The sequence below is a fragment of the Streptomyces sp. NPDC091649 genome (genome assembly GCF_044756785.1).
Lineage (GTDB): Bacteria > Actinomycetota > Actinomycetes > Streptomycetales > Streptomycetaceae > Streptomyces.
Map to the genome: position 1 here is coordinate 228,174 of NZ_JBIVTR010000003.1, position 18,206 is coordinate 246,379.

17 protein-coding genes are annotated in these 18,206 nt (G+C 71.6%); all 17 read left to right on the forward strand.

Translation table 11 applies throughout. The features are described 5' to 3' along the window. Positions 1 to 148 precede the first annotated feature (148 nt). Positions 149 to 1,903 (forward strand): DUF5941 domain-containing protein, encoded by a 1,755-nt coding sequence (locus ACIQMU_RS08490; RefSeq protein WP_352238811.1) that lies wholly within the window; start codon positions 149 to 151, stop codon positions 1,901 to 1,903. After that, positions 1,900 to 2,637, forward strand: coding sequence for a phosphocholine cytidylyltransferase family protein (locus ACIQMU_RS08495; RefSeq protein WP_352238809.1), 738 nt, complete (start codon positions 1,900 to 1,902; stop codon positions 2,635 to 2,637). Before ACIQMU_RS08490 ends, ACIQMU_RS08495 begins: the two co-directional genes overlap by 4 nt. After that, complete coding sequence (locus ACIQMU_RS08500; protein ID WP_352238808.1) at positions 2,625 to 3,686, forward strand: iron-containing alcohol dehydrogenase family protein; 1,062 nt, start codon at positions 2,625 to 2,627, stop codon at positions 3,684 to 3,686. Before ACIQMU_RS08495 ends, ACIQMU_RS08500 begins: the two co-directional genes overlap by 13 nt. Next, positions 3,664 to 4,443 carry a CDP-alcohol phosphatidyltransferase family protein gene (locus tag ACIQMU_RS08505; protein ID WP_352238807.1) on the forward strand — a complete coding sequence of 260 codons (780 nt, stop codon included), beginning with the start codon at positions 3,664 to 3,666 and terminating at the stop codon, positions 4,441 to 4,443. Before ACIQMU_RS08500 ends, ACIQMU_RS08505 begins: the two co-directional genes overlap by 23 nt. Before the next feature lie 8 nt (positions 4,444 to 4,451). Continuing rightward, entirely contained in the window at positions 4,452 to 5,324 is an 873-nt protein-coding gene (locus ACIQMU_RS08510) for a glycosyltransferase (protein WP_352239008.1), read from the forward strand. A 101-nt stretch (positions 5,325 to 5,425) separates the two neighbouring features. Continuing rightward, positions 5,426 to 6,355, forward strand: a complete 930-nt coding sequence (locus tag ACIQMU_RS08515) for an ABC transporter permease (RefSeq protein ID WP_352238806.1) — start codon at positions 5,426 to 5,428, stop codon at positions 6,353 to 6,355. Beyond that, positions 6,348 to 7,133, forward strand: coding sequence for an ABC transporter ATP-binding protein (locus tag ACIQMU_RS08520; RefSeq protein WP_352238805.1), 786 nt, complete (start codon positions 6,348 to 6,350; stop codon positions 7,131 to 7,133). Before ACIQMU_RS08515 ends, ACIQMU_RS08520 begins: the two co-directional genes overlap by 8 nt. Positions 7,134 to 7,526: 393 nt before the next feature. Continuing rightward, the gene (hpnC, locus tag ACIQMU_RS08525; protein ID WP_352238804.1) at positions 7,527 to 8,438 is read left to right on the forward strand and encodes a squalene synthase HpnC; all 912 of its coding nucleotides are present in this window, start codon (positions 7,527 to 7,529) and stop codon (positions 8,436 to 8,438) included. A 29-nt stretch (positions 8,439 to 8,467) separates the two neighbouring features. After that, the gene (gene hpnD / locus ACIQMU_RS08530) at positions 8,468 to 9,388 is read left to right on the forward strand and encodes a presqualene diphosphate synthase HpnD (RefSeq protein ID WP_402688583.1); all 921 of its coding nucleotides are present in this window, start codon (positions 8,468 to 8,470) and stop codon (positions 9,386 to 9,388) included. Between the two features lie 118 nt (positions 9,389 to 9,506). Further along, the gene (gene hpnE, locus ACIQMU_RS08535) at positions 9,507 to 10,892 is read left to right on the forward strand and encodes a hydroxysqualene dehydroxylase HpnE (RefSeq protein ID WP_352238802.1); all 1,386 of its coding nucleotides are present in this window, start codon (positions 9,507 to 9,509) and stop codon (positions 10,890 to 10,892) included. Next, positions 10,889 to 11,992, forward strand: coding sequence for a polyprenyl synthetase family protein (locus ACIQMU_RS08540; protein ID WP_402688498.1), 1,104 nt, complete (start codon positions 10,889 to 10,891; stop codon positions 11,990 to 11,992). Before hpnE ends, ACIQMU_RS08540 begins: the two co-directional genes overlap by 4 nt. A gap of 104 nt (positions 11,993 to 12,096) precedes the next feature. Continuing rightward, complete coding sequence (gene shc, locus ACIQMU_RS08545) at positions 12,097 to 14,097, forward strand: squalene--hopene cyclase (protein WP_402688499.1); 2,001 nt, start codon at positions 12,097 to 12,099, stop codon at positions 14,095 to 14,097. Next, positions 14,097 to 14,744 carry a 1-hydroxy-2-methyl-2-butenyl 4-diphosphate reductase gene (locus tag ACIQMU_RS08550; protein ID WP_352238799.1) on the forward strand — a complete coding sequence of 216 codons (648 nt, stop codon included), beginning with the start codon at positions 14,097 to 14,099 and terminating at the stop codon, positions 14,742 to 14,744. Before shc ends, ACIQMU_RS08550 begins: the two co-directional genes overlap by 1 nt. A gap of 5 nt (positions 14,745 to 14,749) precedes the next feature. After that, the gene (gene hpnH, locus ACIQMU_RS08555; RefSeq protein ID WP_352238798.1) at positions 14,750 to 15,769 is read left to right on the forward strand and encodes an adenosyl-hopene transferase HpnH; all 1,020 of its coding nucleotides are present in this window, start codon (positions 14,750 to 14,752) and stop codon (positions 15,767 to 15,769) included. 100 nt (positions 15,770 to 15,869) lie between these two features. Continuing rightward, complete coding sequence (locus ACIQMU_RS08560) at positions 15,870 to 17,267, forward strand: aspartate aminotransferase family protein (protein ID WP_402688500.1); 1,398 nt, start codon at positions 15,870 to 15,872, stop codon at positions 17,265 to 17,267. Between the two features lie 73 nt (positions 17,268 to 17,340). Next, the gene (locus tag ACIQMU_RS08565) at positions 17,341 to 17,949 is read left to right on the forward strand and encodes a helix-turn-helix domain-containing protein (RefSeq protein WP_402688501.1); all 609 of its coding nucleotides are present in this window, start codon (positions 17,341 to 17,343) and stop codon (positions 17,947 to 17,949) included. Between the two features lie 64 nt (positions 17,950 to 18,013). Then, positions 18,014 to 18,187 carry a DUF6126 family protein gene (locus ACIQMU_RS08570; RefSeq protein ID WP_352238795.1) on the forward strand — a complete coding sequence of 58 codons (174 nt, stop codon included), beginning with the start codon at positions 18,014 to 18,016 and terminating at the stop codon, positions 18,185 to 18,187. Positions 18,188 to 18,206 lie beyond the last annotated feature (19 nt).

An 18,206-nucleotide genomic window follows, 5' to 3' on the forward strand; every position in this document is an offset into this window, starting at 1 on the left:
ATGCCGTCGGCCCACCTCGTGGCCGCGCCGCCGTGTGTCGCCCACCGTCAGTGCCAAGGAGTGAGTTCGTCTGTCGACCGCCATTCTCACCGGTACGCCGGTACCCGGGTCGTCGCTCGCGGACGACCTGCGGACCCTGGGCTTCGACGTGCAGACCGCCGTCGACGCCGGTGACGCCGCAGCCCTCCTCGCCGCCGTCCCGGCCGGCCGCCGGGTCGCCCTCGTGGACCCGCGCTTCCTGGGCCATGTCCACGCGCTGCGGCTCGGACTGACCGACCCGCGCTTCCCCGCCGCCACCGTCCCCGGAGCGCTCACCGCGCAGCCGGAGGCGCGGGGCGCCCTGCTGCGCGCACTGCACCGCACCACCGCCGCGGTCGGCGCGGGCGCCCCGGTCGTCGAGCCGGAGACCGACCCCGCGCCCGAGGACCGCACCGTCCCCGGCCGCATCGCCGTCGCGCTGGAGGCCGAGGGCGTCGCCGTACAGCGCCCCGCCCTCGGTTCGCTCGTCGCGGCCGTCCCCACGGACCCGGACCAGCGGGCCGCCGCGGAGGCCCGTACCGCCTCGGTCGACGACGAGGCGGTACGGCTGCGCGGTGCGGTGAAGGCCCACGACGGCTTCTTCACCACCTACTGCATCAGCCCCTACTCCCGCTACATCGCCCGCTGGTGCGCCCGCCGGGGCCTCACCCCGAATCAGGTGACCACCGCGTCGCTGATCACCGCGCTCATCGCGGCGGGCGGCGCGGCCACCGGGACCCGCGGCGGCTACGTCGCCGCCGGGATCCTCCTCCTGGTCTCCTTCGTCCTGGACTGCACCGACGGGCAGCTCGCCCGCTACTCGCTGCGGTACTCCACGATGGGCGCCTGGCTGGACGCCACCTTCGACCGGGCCAAGGAGTACGCGTACTACGCCGGACTCGCCATCGGCGCCGTACGCGGAGGCGACGACGTATGGGTCCTCGCGCTGGCGGCGATGGTCCTCCAGGCATGCCGCCATGTCGTCGACTTCTCGTTCAACGAGGCCAACCACGACGCGGTCGCCAACACCAGTCCGACCGCGGCGCTCTCCGACAAGCTCGACAACGTCGGCTGGACGGTCTGGGTGCGGCGGATGATCGTGCTGCCGATCGGCGAGCGCTGGGCCATGATCGCGGTGCTCACCGCGCTCACCACGCCGCGCATCGTCTTCTACGCCCTGCTCGTCGGCTGCTCCCTGGCCGCCTGCTACACCACGGCGGGCCGTCTGCTGCGCTCGCTGACCCGCAGGGCGAGCCGCACCGACCGCGCCGCCCGGGCCCTCGCGGACCTCGCCGACTCCGGTCCCCTCGCACAGGGCGTCGCGGCGATCGCCCCCGGCCTCCGGGGCGCGTACACGGCTCCGGCCGTCGCCCTGCTCGGCACGCTGGTGATGGTCGGCGGGGCCCTCTTCCTGCCGTACGGCGGCCGGCTCGCCGTGGCCGCCGCGGCCGTGTACGTCCTGCTCTCGGGCCTCGCCGTCGCCCGCCCGCTCAAGGGGGCGCTCGACTGGCTGGTGCCGCCGTTCTTCCGCGCCGCGGAGTACGTCACGATCCTCGTGCTGGCGGCCCGCAGCGACGTCCCGCACGCCGTTCCGGCGGCCTTCGGGCTCGTCTCGGCCGTCGCCTACCATCACTACGACACGGTGTACCGCATCCGCGGAGGCACCGGCGCGCCGCCCCAGTGGCTGGTGCGGACGATCGGTGGACACGAGGGCCGCACCGCGCTGGTGGCCGTCCTCGCCGCCGTACTCACCCACACCTCAGGTTTCACCACGGCCCTGACCGCGCTCGCGGTCGCCGTGGCTCTGGTGGTGCTCGTGGAGTCCATCCGCTTCTGGGTGTCCTCCTCGGCCCCCGCCGTACACGACGAAGGAGAACTCGCATGATCGGCCTCGTACTGGCAGCCGGTGCAGGACGACGTCTGCGCCCCTACACGGACACGCTCCCCAAGGCGCTCGTCCCTGTCGACGGCGACAAGACGGTCCTCGACCTCACGCTCGCCAACTTCGCCGAGGTCGGACTCACCGAGGTCGCGATCGTCGTCGGCTACCGCAAGGAGGCCGTCTACGCCCGCAAGGCCGAGCTGGAGGCGACCTACGGCCTCACCCTCACGCTCATCGACAACGACAAGGCCGAGGAGTGGAACAACGCCTACTCCCTGTGGTGCGCCCGTGACGTCATCAAGCGCGGCGTGATCCTCGCCAACGGCGACACCGTCCACCCGGTCTCCGTCGAGAAGACCCTCCTGGACGCCCGCGGCAAGGGCCGGAAGATCATCCTCGCGCTCGACACCGAGAAGAACCTCGCCGACGAGGAGATGAAGGTCATCACCGAGGAGGGCAAGGGCGCCCGGCGCATCACGAAGCTGATGGACCCGGCCACCGCGACCGGCGAGTACATCGGCGTCACCCTCATCGAGGCCGAGGCCGCCGAGGAGCTGGCGGACGCGCTGAAGACCACCTTCGAGCGCGACCCCGACCTCTACTACGAGGACGGCTACCAGGAGCTCGTGAACCGCGGCTTCACCGTCGACGTGGCCCCCATCGGCACCGTGACCTGGGTGGAGATCGACAACCACGACGACCTCGAGAAGGGCCGGGAGATCGCGTGCCAGTACTGACCCGGCTCATCCCGTCCCCGGTCGTCGTCGACATCCGACGGGGCGCCATGGACGATCTGGCGGGTCTCCTGGCCGATCAGCGGATCTCCTCCTCGGGCAAGCTCGCCATCGCGATCAGCGACGGTTCCGGGCGCGCCCTGAAGGAGAGGCTCGCCCCGGTGCTGCCGGGCGCCGACTGGTATGCGGTGTCCGACGGCACGATCGACTCCGCGGTGAAGCTCGCCGACGGCATCAAGGGCAACCGGTACGACGCCGTCGTCGGCCTCGGCGGCGGCAAGATCATCGACGTGGCGAAGTACGCCGCGGCGCGGGTCGGGCTGCCCATGGTCGCCGTCGCGACCAACCTCTCGCACGACGGCCTGTGCTCCCCGGTCGCCACGCTGGACAACGACAACGGGCGCGGCTCCTACGGGGTCCCCACCCCGATCGCCGTGGTCATCGACCTCGACGTGATCCGCGAGGCCCCCGCCCGCTACGTCCGTTCCGGCATCGGCGACGCGATCTCGAACATCTCCTGTGTCGCCGACTGGGAGCTGGCCCACGAGGTCAACGGCGAGGAGATCGACGGCCTGGCGGCCGCGATGGCCCGCCAGGCGGGCGAGGCGGTGCTGCGGCACCCCGGCGGGGTCGGCGACGACGCCTTCCTGAAGGTGCTGGCCGAGGGGCTCGTGCTGACGGGCATCTCGATGTCGGTCGCGGGCGACTCACGTCCGGCGTCCGGCGCCTGCCACGAGATCAACCACGCCTTCGACCTGCTGTTCCCCCAGCGGGCGGCCAGCCACGGCGAGCAGGTCGGCCTCGGCGCCTGTTTCGCCATGCATCTGCGCGGAGCCCGCCAGGAGTCCCTCCTGATGGCATCGATACTGCGCCGCCACGGTCTGCCGGTCCTGCCGGAGGAGATCGGCTTCAGCGTCGACGAGTTCGTCACGGCCGTCGACTACGCGCCGCAGACGCGTCCGGGCCGGTTCACGGTCCTGGAGCACCTCAACCTGTCCACCGACCAGATCAGGGACGCGTACGCCGACTATGCGACGACCATCAGCAGCTGAACTCCGTCCGGTCGTCCACCCGCCGGGCGTGAAGGACCGGCGCAGCGGCGAGCACTGGGCCGGTCGCATGTACATGCGCGAGGTCTCGCTGCGCGTGGACCGCTACCTGGTCAACACCCGGGTCACGCCGAACCAGGTCACCTACGTGATGACGCTGGCCGGCGCCCTGGCGGCCCCGGCGCTGCTGGTGCCGGGCGTGTGGGGCGCCGTGCTCGGCGTGGTGATGGTCCAGCTCTACCTGCTGTTCGACTGCGTGGACGGCGAGCTGGCCCGCTGGAAGAAGCAGTACTCGCTCAGCGGGGTCTATCTGGACCGGGTCGCCGCCTACCTGTGCGACGCGGCGGTGCTCGTCGGCCTCGGTCTGCGCGCCGCCGACATCTGGGGCGAGGGCCGGATCGACTGGCTGTGGGCGTTCCTCGGGACGCTCGCCGCGCTCGGCGCGATCCTCATCAAGGCCGAGACGGACCTGGTGGGCGTGGCCCGTCACCAGGGCGGGCTGCCGCCGGTCAAGGAAGCGGCGTCCGAGCCGCGGTCCTCCGGTATGGCGCTGGCCCGCAGGGCGGCCGGGGCGCTCAAGTTCCACCGGCTGATCCTCGGGATCGAGGCATCGCTGGTGATCCTCGTGGTGGCCGTCGTCGACGCCCTCGCCGGCGACCTCTTCTACACCCGCCTGACCGTGGCGGTCATGGCCGGCATCGCGCTGCTGCAGACCCTGCTGCACCTGGTGTCCGTCCTGGCGTCCAGCAGGCTGAAGTGACTCTTCCCATGAAACTGGGCGCGGTGATCATCACCATGGGCAATCGCCCGGACGAACTCCGCGCCCTCCTCGATTCGGTCGCCGCCCAGCACGGTGACCGGATCGAGGTCGTGGTGGTCGGCAACGGCGCCCCGGTCCCGGAGGTGCCCGCCGGCGTGCGCACGGTGGAACTGCCCGAGAACCTGGGCATCCCCGGCGGCCGCAACGTCGGCATCGAGGCGTTCGGCCCCTGCGGGGCGGACGTGGACGCGCTGCTCTTCCTGGACGACGACGGGCTGCTCCCGAACCGGGACACCGCCGAGCTGTGCCGGCAGGCGTTCACCGCGGACCCGAAGCTCGGAATCGTCACCTTCCGGATCACCGACCCGGACACCGGCGCCACCCAGCGGCGGCACGTGCCCCGGCTGCGGGCCGCCGACCCGCTGCGCTCCTCGCGCGTGACGACGTTCCTGGGCGGCGCCAACGCCGTACGCACCCGGGTCATCGCCGAGGTCGGTCCGCTGCCGGAGGACTTCTTCTACGCCCACGAGGAGACGGACCTCGCCTGGCGGGCGCTGGACGCGGGCTGGATGATCGACTACCGCGCGGACATGGTGCTCAACCACCCCACCACCGCCCCGTCCCGGCACGCGGTCTACCACCGCATGGTCGCCCGCAACCGGGTCTGGCTCGCCCGCCGGAACCTGCCCGCCCCGCTGATCCCCCTCTACCTGGGGGTCTGGCTGCTGCTGACCCTGGTGAGGCGTCCGTCCCCGCCCGCGCTCAAGGCGTGGTTCGGCGGTTTCCGGGAAGGCTGGACGGCCCCCTGCGGGCCTCGCCGCCCGATGAAGTGGCGTACGGTGTGGCGGCTGACGAGGCTGGGCCGACCTCCGGTCATCTGAGAGGCTTTCCTCTGAGAGCATGAGGCGTATTTTCTTTCCGGGACCTGTCCGCCTGAGCCGCGCCCGCGACTGGCTGCGCGTGAAGACGAGAGTTTCAACTTGTGAGTGACACGACCCACGACGGTGGGGTAGCCCTCGGGACCCCGCCGTCCGCCGACGAGGGCCTCGACGCGGCCCAGCTGGCCGCCAGATACGGCCTGACCGTGAGCGGCGCCCGGCCGGGGCTGTTCGCGTACATGCGACAGCTCTGGGGCCGACGCCACTTCATCCTGGCCTTCTCCCGGGCGAAGCTGACCGCGCAGTACAGCCAGGCCAAGCTGGGCCAGCTGTGGCAAGTGGTCACGCCCCTGCTGAACGCCGCTGTCTACTACCTGATCTTCGGGCTGATCCTGGGGACCAGGGAGGGGATTCCCCACGACGTCTTCGTGCCGTTCCTGGTCACCGGCGTCTTCGTCTTCACCTTCACCCAGAGCTCGGTGATGGCGGGCGTCAAGTCGATCTCCGGCAACCTCGGACTGGTCCGGGCCCTTCACTTCCCCCGGGCCTCCCTGCCCATCTCCTTCTCGCTCCAGCAGCTCCAGCAGCTGCTCTTCTCGATGATCGTGCTGGTCTCGGTCGCCGTCATCTTCGGCAGCTCCCCCTCGCTGTCGTGGCTCCTGGTGATTCCCGCCCTGATCCTCCAGTTCTTCTTCAACACGGGCCTGGCCCTCGTCATGGCGCGGCTCGGCTCCAAGACCCCCGACCTCGCGCAGCTGATGCCGTTCGTCATGCGGACCTGGATGTACGCCTCGGGTGTCATGTTCTCCATCCCGGTGATGCTCAAGGACAAACCGGCCTGGATCGCCGACGTGCTGCAGTACAACCCGGCGGCGATCTACATGGACCTGGTCCGTTTCGCGATGATCGACGGCTACGGCTCCGAGAACCTCCCGGACCACGTCTGGGCCGCCGGCCTGGGCTGGGCCGTGCTGCTGGGCGTCGTGGGATTCGTGTACTTCTGGAAGGCAGAGGAACGGTACGGCCGTGGCTGAGGACAACGCACAGGGGCGCATCCCCACGGTGATCGCCGACGACGTGCACATCGTGTACCGGGTCAACGGCACGGGCGGCGGCCGGGGCAGCGCCACCGCCGCGCTGAGCCGCATGATGCGGCGGGGCAAGGGCGAGTCGCGCGGCGTCCGGAAGGTGCACGCCGTACGCGGTGTCTCCTTCACCGCCTACCGCGGCGAGGCCATCGGCCTCATCGGCACCAACGGCTCCGGAAAATCGACGCTGCTGCGGGCCATCGCCGGACTGCTGCCGACCGAATCCGGCCAGGTGTACACCGACGGCCAGCCCTCGCTGCTCGGTGTGAACGCGGCGCTGATGAGCGATCTGACCGGTGAGCGCAACGTCGTGCTCGGCGGTCTGGCGATGGGTATGAGCCAGGCCGAGATCCGTGAGCGCTATCACGACATCGTGGAATTCTCCGGGATCAACGAGAAGGGCGACTTCATCACCCTGCCGATGCGGACGTACTCCTCCGGCATGGCGGCGCGGCTGCGCTTCTCGATCGCCGCCGCCAAGAACCACGACGTCCTCATGATCGACGAGGCGCTGGCCACCGGTGACCGCAAGTTCCGGGTGCGGTCCGAGGAGCGCATCCGCGAGCTGCGCAAGGAGGCGGGCACCGTCTTCCTGGTCAGCCACAACAACAAGTCGATCAGGGACACCTGCGACCGCGCGCTCTGGCTGGAGAAGGGCGAGCTGCTGATGGACGGCCCCACCGAGGAAGTCCTCAAGGCGTACGAGCGCGAAACGGGCAAGTAGGCCGAAGCGCTTTCGTGGCCCCCGCCGGACCGGTCCGGCGGGGGCCACGCGGTGCCCGGCGCCGGTCCGGGGCCGATCTCCTCCCGGCGGATGACGTCAATTCCGCCGTGCGCGAGGAAGGTTGACGGGCACGACGGGGAAGCGGCGGGGGGCGTTCCACCCCGCCGATCCCCTGTGAGCTGTGCAACGTAAGCTGTAGCGGTGCTGATTCCTGGCAAGTATGCCGATACGCCCCAGCACCGCCCGCTCTGCCGCAGCGCACTCGGAAGACTGAGCGGCGTGTCCGAAAAGGGTTGTTTTGGGTCAGCAGTGTAGAACGGGAGATGTGACGGCATTGACGGAAGATCTCCAGCTCCGACGTGGTCTCGCCGTCCCCGCGCCGGGCGGCCCGCAGTGACCTCGCCCCCCGAGCCGCGCATCGGTGACGCCACCCTCGGCAAGGCCGCGGACGAGAACTTCCCCGTGGCGCCCTTCTTCCTGCCCCGCGCCTGGCGCGACGACCTGATGGCGGTCTACGGATTCGCCCGGCTCGTCGACGACATCGGCGACGGCGACCTCGCCCCCGGCGGCGCGGACGCCCGCCACCTCGGCCTGGAGCCGGAGCAGAGCGACGACCGCCTCGCCATGCTCGACGCCTTCGAGACCGACCTGCGCCGCGTCTTCGCCCCGACCGGCGAGGACCCGCGCCACCCGCTGCTGCGCGACCTGCGTCCCACCGTGCGACGCCGCGCGCTCACCCCCGAGCCCTTCCTCGGCCTGATCGAGGCCAACCGCCAGGACCAGAAGATCCGCCGCTACGGCACCTACGCCGAGCTCGTCGGCTACTGCGAGCTCTCGGCGAACCCGGTCGGCCGCCTGGTCCTCGCCCTCACCGGCACGGCGAGCCCGGAGCGCGTCCGCCGCTCCGACGCGGTCTGCACCGCGCTCCAGATCGTCGAGCACCTGCAGGACGTCGCCGAGGACCTGGAGCGCGACCGGATCTATCTGCCCGCCGAGGACCTGGAACGCTTCCGGGTCACCGAATCCGACCTGGCCGCGCCCTCCGCCGGAGCCTCCGTGCGCGCCCTGATCGCGTACGAGGCCCAGCGCGCGAGCGACCTGCTGAACGAAGGCCCCCCTCTGGTGGGCAGCGTCAACGGCAGGCTCAAGCTGCTCCTCGCCGGATTCGTCGGGGGCGGGCGCAGTGCGCTCACGGCGATCTCGGCCGCCGGGTTCGACGTACTGCCCGGACCGCCCAAGCCCACCAAGCCCAGCCTGCTGCGCGAAGTGGGAATCGTCTTGCGAAGAGCGCGTGGAGAGAGGTGAGCCGGACCGTGGAGGGACAGACGACGTACATGTCGCCGCCGGTGCAGGCCGCATACAGTTACTGCGAGGCCGTCACCGGACAGCAGGCCCGTAACTTCGCCTACGGCATCAGACTGCTGCCGTACGAGAAGCGGCAGGCCATGTCGGCGCTGTACGCCTTCTCCCGTCGGGTGGACGACATCGGCGACGGAGAGCTGGACCCGGAGACCAAACGGGCCCGACTGGAGAGCACCCGCGAGCTGCTGGAGCGCATCCGCGAGGACGAGGTCGACGAGGACCACACCGACCCGGTGGCCGTCGCGCTCGCCGACGCCGCCCGCCGCTTCCCGCTCCCGCTCGGCGGACTCGACGAGCTGATCGACGGCGTCCTGATGGACGTCCGGGGCGTGACCTACGAGACCTGGGACGACCTCAAGGCGTACTGCCGGTGCGTCGCCGGAGCCATCGGACGCCTCAGCCTCGGTGTCTTCGGCACCGCGCCGGGCGCCCGCGGGGCCGACCGCGCCGCGGAGTACGCCGACACCCTCGGCCTCGCCCTCCAGCTCACCAACATCCTGCGCGACGTCCGCGAGGACGCCGGCAACGGGCGCACCTACCTGCCCGCCGACGACCTCGCCAAATTCGGCTGCTCGGCGGGCTTCCACCGGACCACCCCGCCCCCCGGCTCGGACTTCGCGGGCCTCATCCACTTCGAGGTCCGCCGCGCCCGCGCCCTGTTCGCCGAGGGCTACCGGCTGCTCCCGATGCTCGACCGGCGCAGCGGCGCCTGCGTCGCGGCGATGGCGGGCATCTACCGCCGCCTCCTGGACCGGATCGAGCGCGACCCCGAGGCCGTGCTGCGCGGGCGGGTCTCGCTGCCCGGCCACGAGAAGGCGTACGTCGCGGTGCGCGGCCTGTCCGGCCTGGACGCCCGCCACATCTCGCGCCTCACCGCCAGGGGGCGAGGCTGATGCGCCCGCGCAATTCCGGCCCCCGGGCAACCCTCCACTGGCCCGCCGCGTCACCGACTGCGACGATCTCCATGGCGAGGGCCCGGCGAACGGCCACCATCCGGCGAGAGGGGCACGCATGAGCGACGAGAGCCCGAGCCCCGTCGCGGTCGTCGTCGGCGGCGGCCTCGCCGGCGTCACGGCGGCGCTCCGCCTCGCCGACGCCGGCCTCGACGTGACCCTCCTGGAAGGGCGTCCCCGCCTCGGCGGCCTGGCTTTCTCCTTCCAGCGCGGCGATCTCACCGTCGACAACGGACAGCACGTCTACCTGCGTTGCTGCACCGGCTACCGCTGGTTCCTCGACCGGATCGACGCCGCCCACCTGGCACCCGTCCAGGACCGCCTCGACGTGCCCGTACTGGACGTCGGCCGGGCCGCGGGACCCCGCCTGGGGCGGCTGCGGCGCACCGGACTGCCCGTACCGCTGCACCTCGCCGGCGGCCTCGCGGCCTACCCGCACCTCTCCCTCGCCGAGAAGGCGAGCGTGGGCCGCGCCGCTCTCGCACTCGCCCGGCTCGATCCCGCGGACCCGGAGCTCGACCGCGTCGACTTCGGCACCTGGCTGCGGCGGCACGGCCAGTCGGAACGCGCCGTCGAGGCGCTCTGGGACCTCGTCGGCGTCGCCACGCTGAACGCCACCGCCCCGAACGCCTCCATGGCGCTCGCGGCGAAGGTCTTCAAGACCGGCCTGCTCTCCGAGCCCGGAGCGGCCGACATCGGCTGGGCCTCCGTGCCGCTCGGCGAGCTGCACGACACGCTCGCCCGCAAGGCGCTGGACACCGCCGGGGTGCGCACCGAACTGCGCGCCAAGGCCGGTTCCCTGACGCGTACCGAGGACGGCCGCTGGAGTATCGAGACGGCGGGGGAGCGGATCACCGCCGACACCGTCGTGCTGGCCGTGCCGCAGACCGAGACCCACGACCTGCTGCCCGAGGGCGCGCTGGACGAACCGGACCTGCTGCTCGACATCGCCTGCGCACCCATCCTCAACGTGCACGTCGTCTACGACCGCAAGGTCCTGCGCCGGCCGTTCTTCGCCGCGATCGGCTCCCCGGTCCAGTGGGTCTTCGACCGCACCCACTCCTCGGGCCTGAAGGGCCCCGGGCAGTACGTGGCCGTCTCGCAGTCGGCCGCCCAGGACGAGATCGACCTCCCGGTCGCCGAACTGCGCTCCCGCTACCTGCCCGAGCTGGAACGGCTGCTCCCCGCCGCCCGCGGCGCCGGCATCCGCGACTTCTTCGTCACCCGGGAACGCACCGCCACCTTCGCGCCCTCCCCGGGCGTCGGGCGGCTGCGCCCCGGCCCCCGCACCCGGCTGCCCGGCCTCCAACTGGCGGGGGCCTGGACCGACACGGGCTGGCCCGCGACGATGGAGGGCGCCGTGCGCAGTGGCGCCGACGCCGCCGACGCGGCGCTCCAGGACCTCGGCCGCCCCCATGGACATCCGCTGCAGGAGGCGGCATGAGCAGTACCACCGGAACAAGAGGAGAGTCTGTGACCCCGGCGAATCCGGCTTTCGACACCGTGGCGGACACCGCGGACGTCACCGCGCTTCTGGAGCGCGGACGAGCCCTGTCAGCGCCGGTCCTGCGGGCTGCCGTGGGCCGGCTCGCGCCGCCCATGGACACCGTCGCCGCCTACCACTTCGGCTGGATCGACGCCGAGGGGCGCCCCTCGGACGGAGACGGCGGCAAGGCCGTGCGCCCCGCGCTCGCCCTGCTGTCCGCGGAGGCGGCGGGCGCCCCCGCCGAGGCCGGCATCCCCGGCGCGGTGGCCGTCGAACTCGTGCACAACTTCTCGCTGCTGCACGACGACCTGATGGACGGCGACGAGCAGCGCCGCCACCGCGACACCGTGTGGAAGGCGCACGGGCCCGCCCAGGCGATCCTGGTCGGTGACGCGCTCTTCGCGCTGGCCTACGACCTGCTGCTGGAACTCGGCACGGTCGAGGCGGGCCGCGCGGCCCGCCGGCTGACCACCGCCACCCGCAAGCTCATCGACGGGCAGGCCCAGGACATCTCCTACGAGCACCGCGAGCGGGTCACCGTCGAGGAGTGCCTGGAGATGGAGGGCAACAAGACCGGCGCCCTGCTGGCCTGCGCCGTCTCCATCGGTGCGGTGCTCGGCGGCGCCGACGACCGCACCGCCGACACCCTGGAGGCGTACGGCTACCACCTCGGCCTCGCCTTCCAGGCTGTCGACGACCTCCTCGGCATCTGGGGCGACCCGGAGGCCACCGGCAAGCAGACCTGGAGCGACCTGCGCCAGCGCAAGAAGTCCCTGCCCGTAGTCGCGGCGCTCGCCGCGGGCGGCGAGGCTTCCGCGCGGCTGGGCGAACTGCTCGCCGCCGACGCCAAGAGCAACGACTTCGACAGCTTCTCCGAGGAGGAGTTCGCCGCCCGCGCGGCACTCATCGAGGAGGCGGGCGGCCGCGAGTGGACCGCCCAGGAAGCCCGTCGTCAGCACGCGGTCGCCATCGAGGCGCTGCACGCCGTCGACATGCCCCACCGGGTGCGGGAGCAGCTCATCGCGCTCGCCGACTTCGTGGTGGTACGCAAGAGATGACCACTCTTCGCATATGACTCGCAGTCGCCGGCCGGCGCCCTCACCGGCGCCGGCCGACGGAGACCCCAGCACAGCAGAGAATCGACTGCACGAAGGGGAAGCTCATGACAGCGACGACCGACGGAAGCCCCGGGGCCGTGAACCTCCCCCGGGTACCGGCCGGCGATCCGACCGACACGACCACCGCCGTGGACGACGTGACCGTCGCCGCGCGGCGGGCCGCGGAACGCTCTGTGGAGCACCTCCTCGGCAGACAGGACGAGCAGGGCTGGTGGAAGGGCGACCTGGCCACCAACGTCACGATGGACGCCGAGGACCTGCTCCTGCGTCAGTTCCTCGGCATCCAGGACCGCGGGACCACCCGGGCGGCCGCCCTCTTCATCCGCGGTGAACAGCTCGGCGACGGCACCTGGAACACCTTCTACGGCGGGCCGGGCGACCTCTCCGCCACGATCGAGGCGTACGTCGCCCTGCGGCTGGCGGGGGACCGCCCCGACGAGCCGCACATGGCCCGCGCCTCCGGCTGGATCAGGGAGCAGGGCGGCATCGCGGCCGCGCGCGTCTTCACCCGCATCTGGCTGGCCCTCTTCGGCTGGTGGAAATGGGACGACCTCCCCGAACTGCCGCCCGAATTGATGTTCTTCCCCAAGTGGGTCCCGCTCAACATCTACGACTTCGGCTGCTGGGCCCGGCAGACCATCGTGCCGCTCACCGTCGTCTCCGCCAAACGCCCGGTGCGCCCGGCGCCCTTCGCCCTGGACGAGCTGCACACCGACCCCGAGCGGCCCAACCCGGCCAGGAAGCTTGCTCCGCCCACCAGTTGGGACGGACTCTTCCAGCGCCTCGACAAGGGGCTGCACCTGTACCACAAGGTCGCTCCGCGCCCGCTGCGCCGCGTCGCGATGAACCTGGCCGCCCGCTGGATCATCGAGCGTCAGGAGAACGACGGCTGCTGGGGCGGGATCCAGCCGCCCGCCGTCTACTCCATCATCGCCCTGCACCTGCTCGGCTACGACCTCGACCACCCCGTGATGAAGGCGGGTCTGGCCTCGCTCGACCGGTTCGCCGTCCGGCGCGAGGACGGCGCCCGCATGGTCGAAGCCTGCCAGTCGCCCGTCTGGGACACCTGCCTCGCCACCATCGCGCTGGCCGACGCCGGGCTCAGGCCCGACCACCCCGCCCTGGTGAAGGCCGCCGACTGGATGCTGGCCGAGGAGATCACCAGACCCGGCGACTGGTCGGTACGCAAACCCGAACTGGCCCCCGGCGGCTGGGCGTTCGAGTTCCACAACGACAACTACCCGGACATCGACGACACCGCCGAAGTCGTCCTGGCGCTGCGCCGGGTGCGGCACCCCGACCCCGCACGGATGCAGGCGGCCATCGACCGCGGCGTCCGCTGGAACCTCGGGATGCAGTCCCGCAACGGCGCCTGGGGCGCGTTCGACGCCGACAACACCAGCCCCTTTCCCAACCGCCTGCCCTTCTGCGACTTCGGCGAGGTCATCGACCCGCCGTCGGCCGACGTCACCGGCCATGTCGTGGAGATGCTCGCCGTCGAGGGCCTCGCCGACCACCCCCGTACACGCGAGGGCATCGAGTGGCTGCTCGCCGAACAGGAGGAGCGCGGGGCCTGGTTCGGCCGCTGGGGCGTCAACTACGTCTACGGCACCGGGTCCGTGGTGCCCGCCCTGATCGCCGCCGGACTGCCCGCCGGACACCCCGCGATCCGCCGGGCCGTCTCCTGGCTGGAGTCCGTCCAGAACGACGACGGAGGCTGGGGCGAGGACCTGCGCTCCTACCAGGAGGAGAAGTGGATCGGGCACGGCGAGTCCACGGCCTCCCAGACCGCCTGGGCGCTGCTCGCCCTCCTCGCCGCGGGCCGGCGCGACACCCGCCCGGTCGCCCGCGGCGTCACCTGGCTGACCGAGACACAGCAGGCCGACGGCTCCTGGGACGAGCCGTACTTCACCGGCACCGGCTTCCCCTGGGACTTCTCCATCAACTACCACCTCTACCGCCAGGTCTTCCCCCTCACCGCACTCGGGCGCTACGTGCACGGCGACCCCTTCGCCGGCCGCACGGACACCTCCGAGGGGGCCTGATGGGCGATCCACGAGGGCCCGGGAGCCCCGTGACGCCGCTGCTGGTCGCCTGCGCCCTCGGCATCGAGCAGGTGGCCCTGCGCAGCGGCAGGGGCGCCCCGGGCCCCGTCCGGGTGCTGCGCACCGGGATGGGCCCCCGGGCGGCGGAGGCGGCGGTGGCGCGGCTCCTGGGCCCCGGCGGGGTCCCCGACGCGGCGGTGATCGCCTCGGGCTTCTGCGCCGGCCTCGCGCCGGGAATGCACCCCGGGGACCTGGTCGTCGCCGAGGAGACCCGGGACGCGGACGGCACCACCCCCTGCACGGGCACCGGCGTCCTGGTCGCCGCACTCACCAGGGCCGTCCCCGGCCGCCGCGTCCACACCGGCCCGCTGACCGGCTCCGACCACGTCGTACGGGGCTCCGAGCGGGCCGCGCTGCGAGCCGGCGGGGCCATCGCGGTGGACATGGAGTCCGCCGCGACCCTGCGCACCGCCCTGTGCCACGGGCCGCGCCCGGTTGCGGCCGTCCGGGTGGTCGTGGACGCTCCGGAGCATGAGCTCGTCCGCATCGGCACCGTACGCGGTGGAATATCGGCGTTCCGCGTTCTTCGTTCCGTCCTTCCGGCGTTCTATGAATGGCACCGGTCTTTACTGCTCCCCAGGAGGTGATCCAGATGGCCATGCCGCTCCGTCAGTCCATCAAGGTTGCGACGTATCTCTTCGAACAGAAGCTCCGCAAGCGTGAGAAGTTCCCGCTGATCGTCGAGCTGGAGCCGTTGTTCGCCTGCAACCTCGCCTGTGAGGGCTGCGGGAAGATCCAGCACCCGGCGGGCGTACTGAAGCAGCGCATGCCGGTCGCCCAGGCGGTGGGCGCGGTGCTCGAATCCGGCGCCCCCATGGTGTCCATCGCCGGCGGCGAACCGCTGATGCACCCGCAGATCGACGAGATCGTGCGTCAGCTCGTCGCGAAGAAGAAATACGTCTTCCTCTGCACCAACGCGATGCTGATGCGCAAGAAGCTCGAAAAGTTCACCCCCTCCCCGTACTTCGCCTTCGCCGTGCACATCGACGGACTGCGCGAGCGGCACGACGAGTCGGTCGCCAAGGAAGGCGTCTTCGACGAGGCCGTCGCCGCGATGAAGGAGGCCAAGCGGCGCGGCTTCCGCGTCACCACCAACTCCACCTTCTTCAACACCGACACCCCCCAGACCATCATCGAGGTCCTCGACTACCTCAACGACGACCTGCACGTCGACGAGATGATGATCTCTCCCGCCTACGCGTACGAGAAGGCCCCCGACCAGGAGCACTTCCTCGGTGTCGAGCAGACCCGGGAGCTGTTCAAGAAGGCGTTCGCGGGCGGCAACCGGGGCCGCTGGCGGCTCAACCACTCGCCGCTCTTCCTGGACTTCCTGGAGGGCAAGGCGGACTTCCCGTGCACCGCGTGGGCGATCCCGAACTACTCGCTGTTCGGCTGGCAGCGCCCCTGCTACCTGATGAGCGACGGCTACGTGCCGACGTACCGTCAGCTCATCGAGGAGACCGACTGGGAGAAGTACGGCCGCGGCAAGGACCCGCGCTGCGCCAACTGCATGGCGCACTGCGGTTACGAGCCCACGGCGGTGCTGGCCACCATGGGGTCCCTCAAGGAGTCCCTGCGCGCGGCGCGGGAGACCATCAGCGGCAACCGGTGAGGCGGTGACCGACGGGTCCACAGCGCGGCCGGCCGCCACGGGTCTCCCGGGGCGGCCGGACCCCTTGGCGGCAACACATCCCGAAGGAGACGAGCGGGCGATGACGGACGGCGGATCCAAGGGCTTCGACCTGGCGCGGCTCCTCGCCGAGCGCGGGGCCGAGCGGTACGACCTGCACGCGCGCCACCTCAACCACCAGCTGCCGCGGATGCTGCACACCCTCGGCTTCGACAAGGTCTACGAGCGGGCCGAGGGCGCGTACTTCTGGGACGCTGAGGGCGACGACTACCTCGACATGCTCGCCGGGTTCGGCGTCATGGGCCTGGGCCGGCACCACCCCGTCGTCCGCCGGGCCCTGCACGACGTCCTGGACGCCCAGCTCGCCGACCTCACCCGCTTCGACTGCCAGCCGCTGCCCGGGCTGCTCGCCGAGAAACTCCTCGCCCACAGCCCGCACCTGGACCGGGTCTTCTTCGGGAACAGCGGCACGGAAGCGGTCGAGACGGCGCTGAAATTCGCCCGCTACGCCACCGGCAAGCCCCGGATTCTCTACTGCGACCACGCCTTCCACGGCCTGACCACGGGGTCCCTGTCGGTCAACGGGGAGAGTGGCTTCCGTGACGGCTTCGCCCCGCTGCTGCCGGACACGGCGGTCCCGCTCGGCGACCTGGACGCGCTGCGCCGCGAGCTGAAGCGGGGCGATGTCGCGGCCCTGGTCGTCGAGCCGATCCAGGGCAAGGGAGTGCACGCCGCACCGCCCGGCTACCTGCGGCAGGCCCAGGAGCTGCTGCACCGGCACAAGGCGCTCCTGATCGCCGACGAGGTGCAGACCGGTCTGGGCCGGACCGGGGGCTTCTACGCCTACCAGCACGAGGAGGGCGTGGAGCCCGATCTGGTGTGCGTCGCCAAGGCGCTCTCCGGCGGCTATGTGCCCGTCGGCGCGACCCTCGGCAAGGACTGGATCTTCCGCAAGGTCTACTCCTCGATGGACCGGGTCCTCGTCCACTCCGCGAGCTTCGGCTCCAACGCCCAGGCGATGGCGGCCGGTCTCGCCGTCCTGACGGTGATGGAGGACGAGGAGACCGTCGCGAACGCCCGGCGCACCGGTGACCTGCTGCGCGAGCGGCTGGCCGCCCTGGTCGACCGCTACGAGCTGCTGCACGAGGTCCGGGGGCGCGGACTGATGATCGGCATCGAGTTCGGCCGGCCCTCCTCGCTGCGCCTCCGCAGCCGCTGGACCATGCTCCAGGCGGCCCGCAAGGGGCTCTTCGCGCAGATGGTCGTCGTGCCGCTGCTTCAGAAGCACCGAATCCTGACCCAGGTGTCCGGCGACCATCTGGAAGTGATCAAGCTGATCCCGCCGCTGATCATCGGGGACGCCGAGGTGGAGCGCTTCGTGGCGGCGTTCACCGCCGTCATGGACGACGCGCACAGCGGCGGCGGACTGATGTGGGACTTCGGCCGGACGCTGGTCAAGCAGGCCGTCGCCAACCGCTGACCGGCCCTGGACGGGACTTTGCCTCTGAGGCAATTTATTTGCCTCAGAGGAAAGATCCTGGCCCAATGGAGGCATGAAGCCTCCGGACGAAGGGGTGCCGGACGAGCTCCCCGGCGTCGCACCCCGCCTGCGCGACCTGCGCCGTGACCGCAGTCTCACGCTGGAGACCGCCGCGCGCCGGGCGGGGCTCTCCCCGGCCCATCTCTCGCGCCTGGAGACCGGCCGCAGGCAGCCCTCGCTGCCGATGCTGCTGGGGCTCGCCCGGATCTACGGTACGACGGTCTCCGAGCTGCTCGGCGAGCAGCCGCCCGAACGGGACGCGATCGTCCGCGGCGGCGGTTTCGAGGGGACCGAGGCCGACGGCTGGATGTACCGGCAGGCCGGCGGATCCGGCCGCGCGATGCAGGCGCTGCGGGTGCGTGTTCCCTACGGGGCCCAGGGCGACCTGGTCCGGGTCCACCCCGGCGAGGAGTGGCTGTACGTCCTGGAGGGGCGGCTGCGGATCGCGCTCGGCGACACCGTCCACGACCTCGAACCCGGCGACAGCGCCCACTTCGACTCGCTCACCCCGCACCGGATCGCGGCCGTCGACCGCTGTGGCGCGGAGCTGCTCTTCGTCCACTCCCTGCTGCAGAGTCCCGCCGCCGAGCTGTGCCTCGGCAACGCCCTCCACGCGCGCTGACCGGCCGTCCCCGCCGACTCCATCCTTCGCTCCACCGGCCGTGAGGCCGACAGAGAGGACCGTCATGTCCGATTCCGAACACTATGACCCGCTGGGCCCCGGCCGCCGCGCGAACGAGGACCCGCAGGAGAAGCGGATGCCGCGCGGCGTCATCATCCGGCTCTTCGCGTATCTCGTGGCGGGCCACATCATCGCGGGCTTCCTCTACCTGCTCTTCGTGGTGGCCGGGAGCAAGTGACCGAACCCCTCCGGGCGGA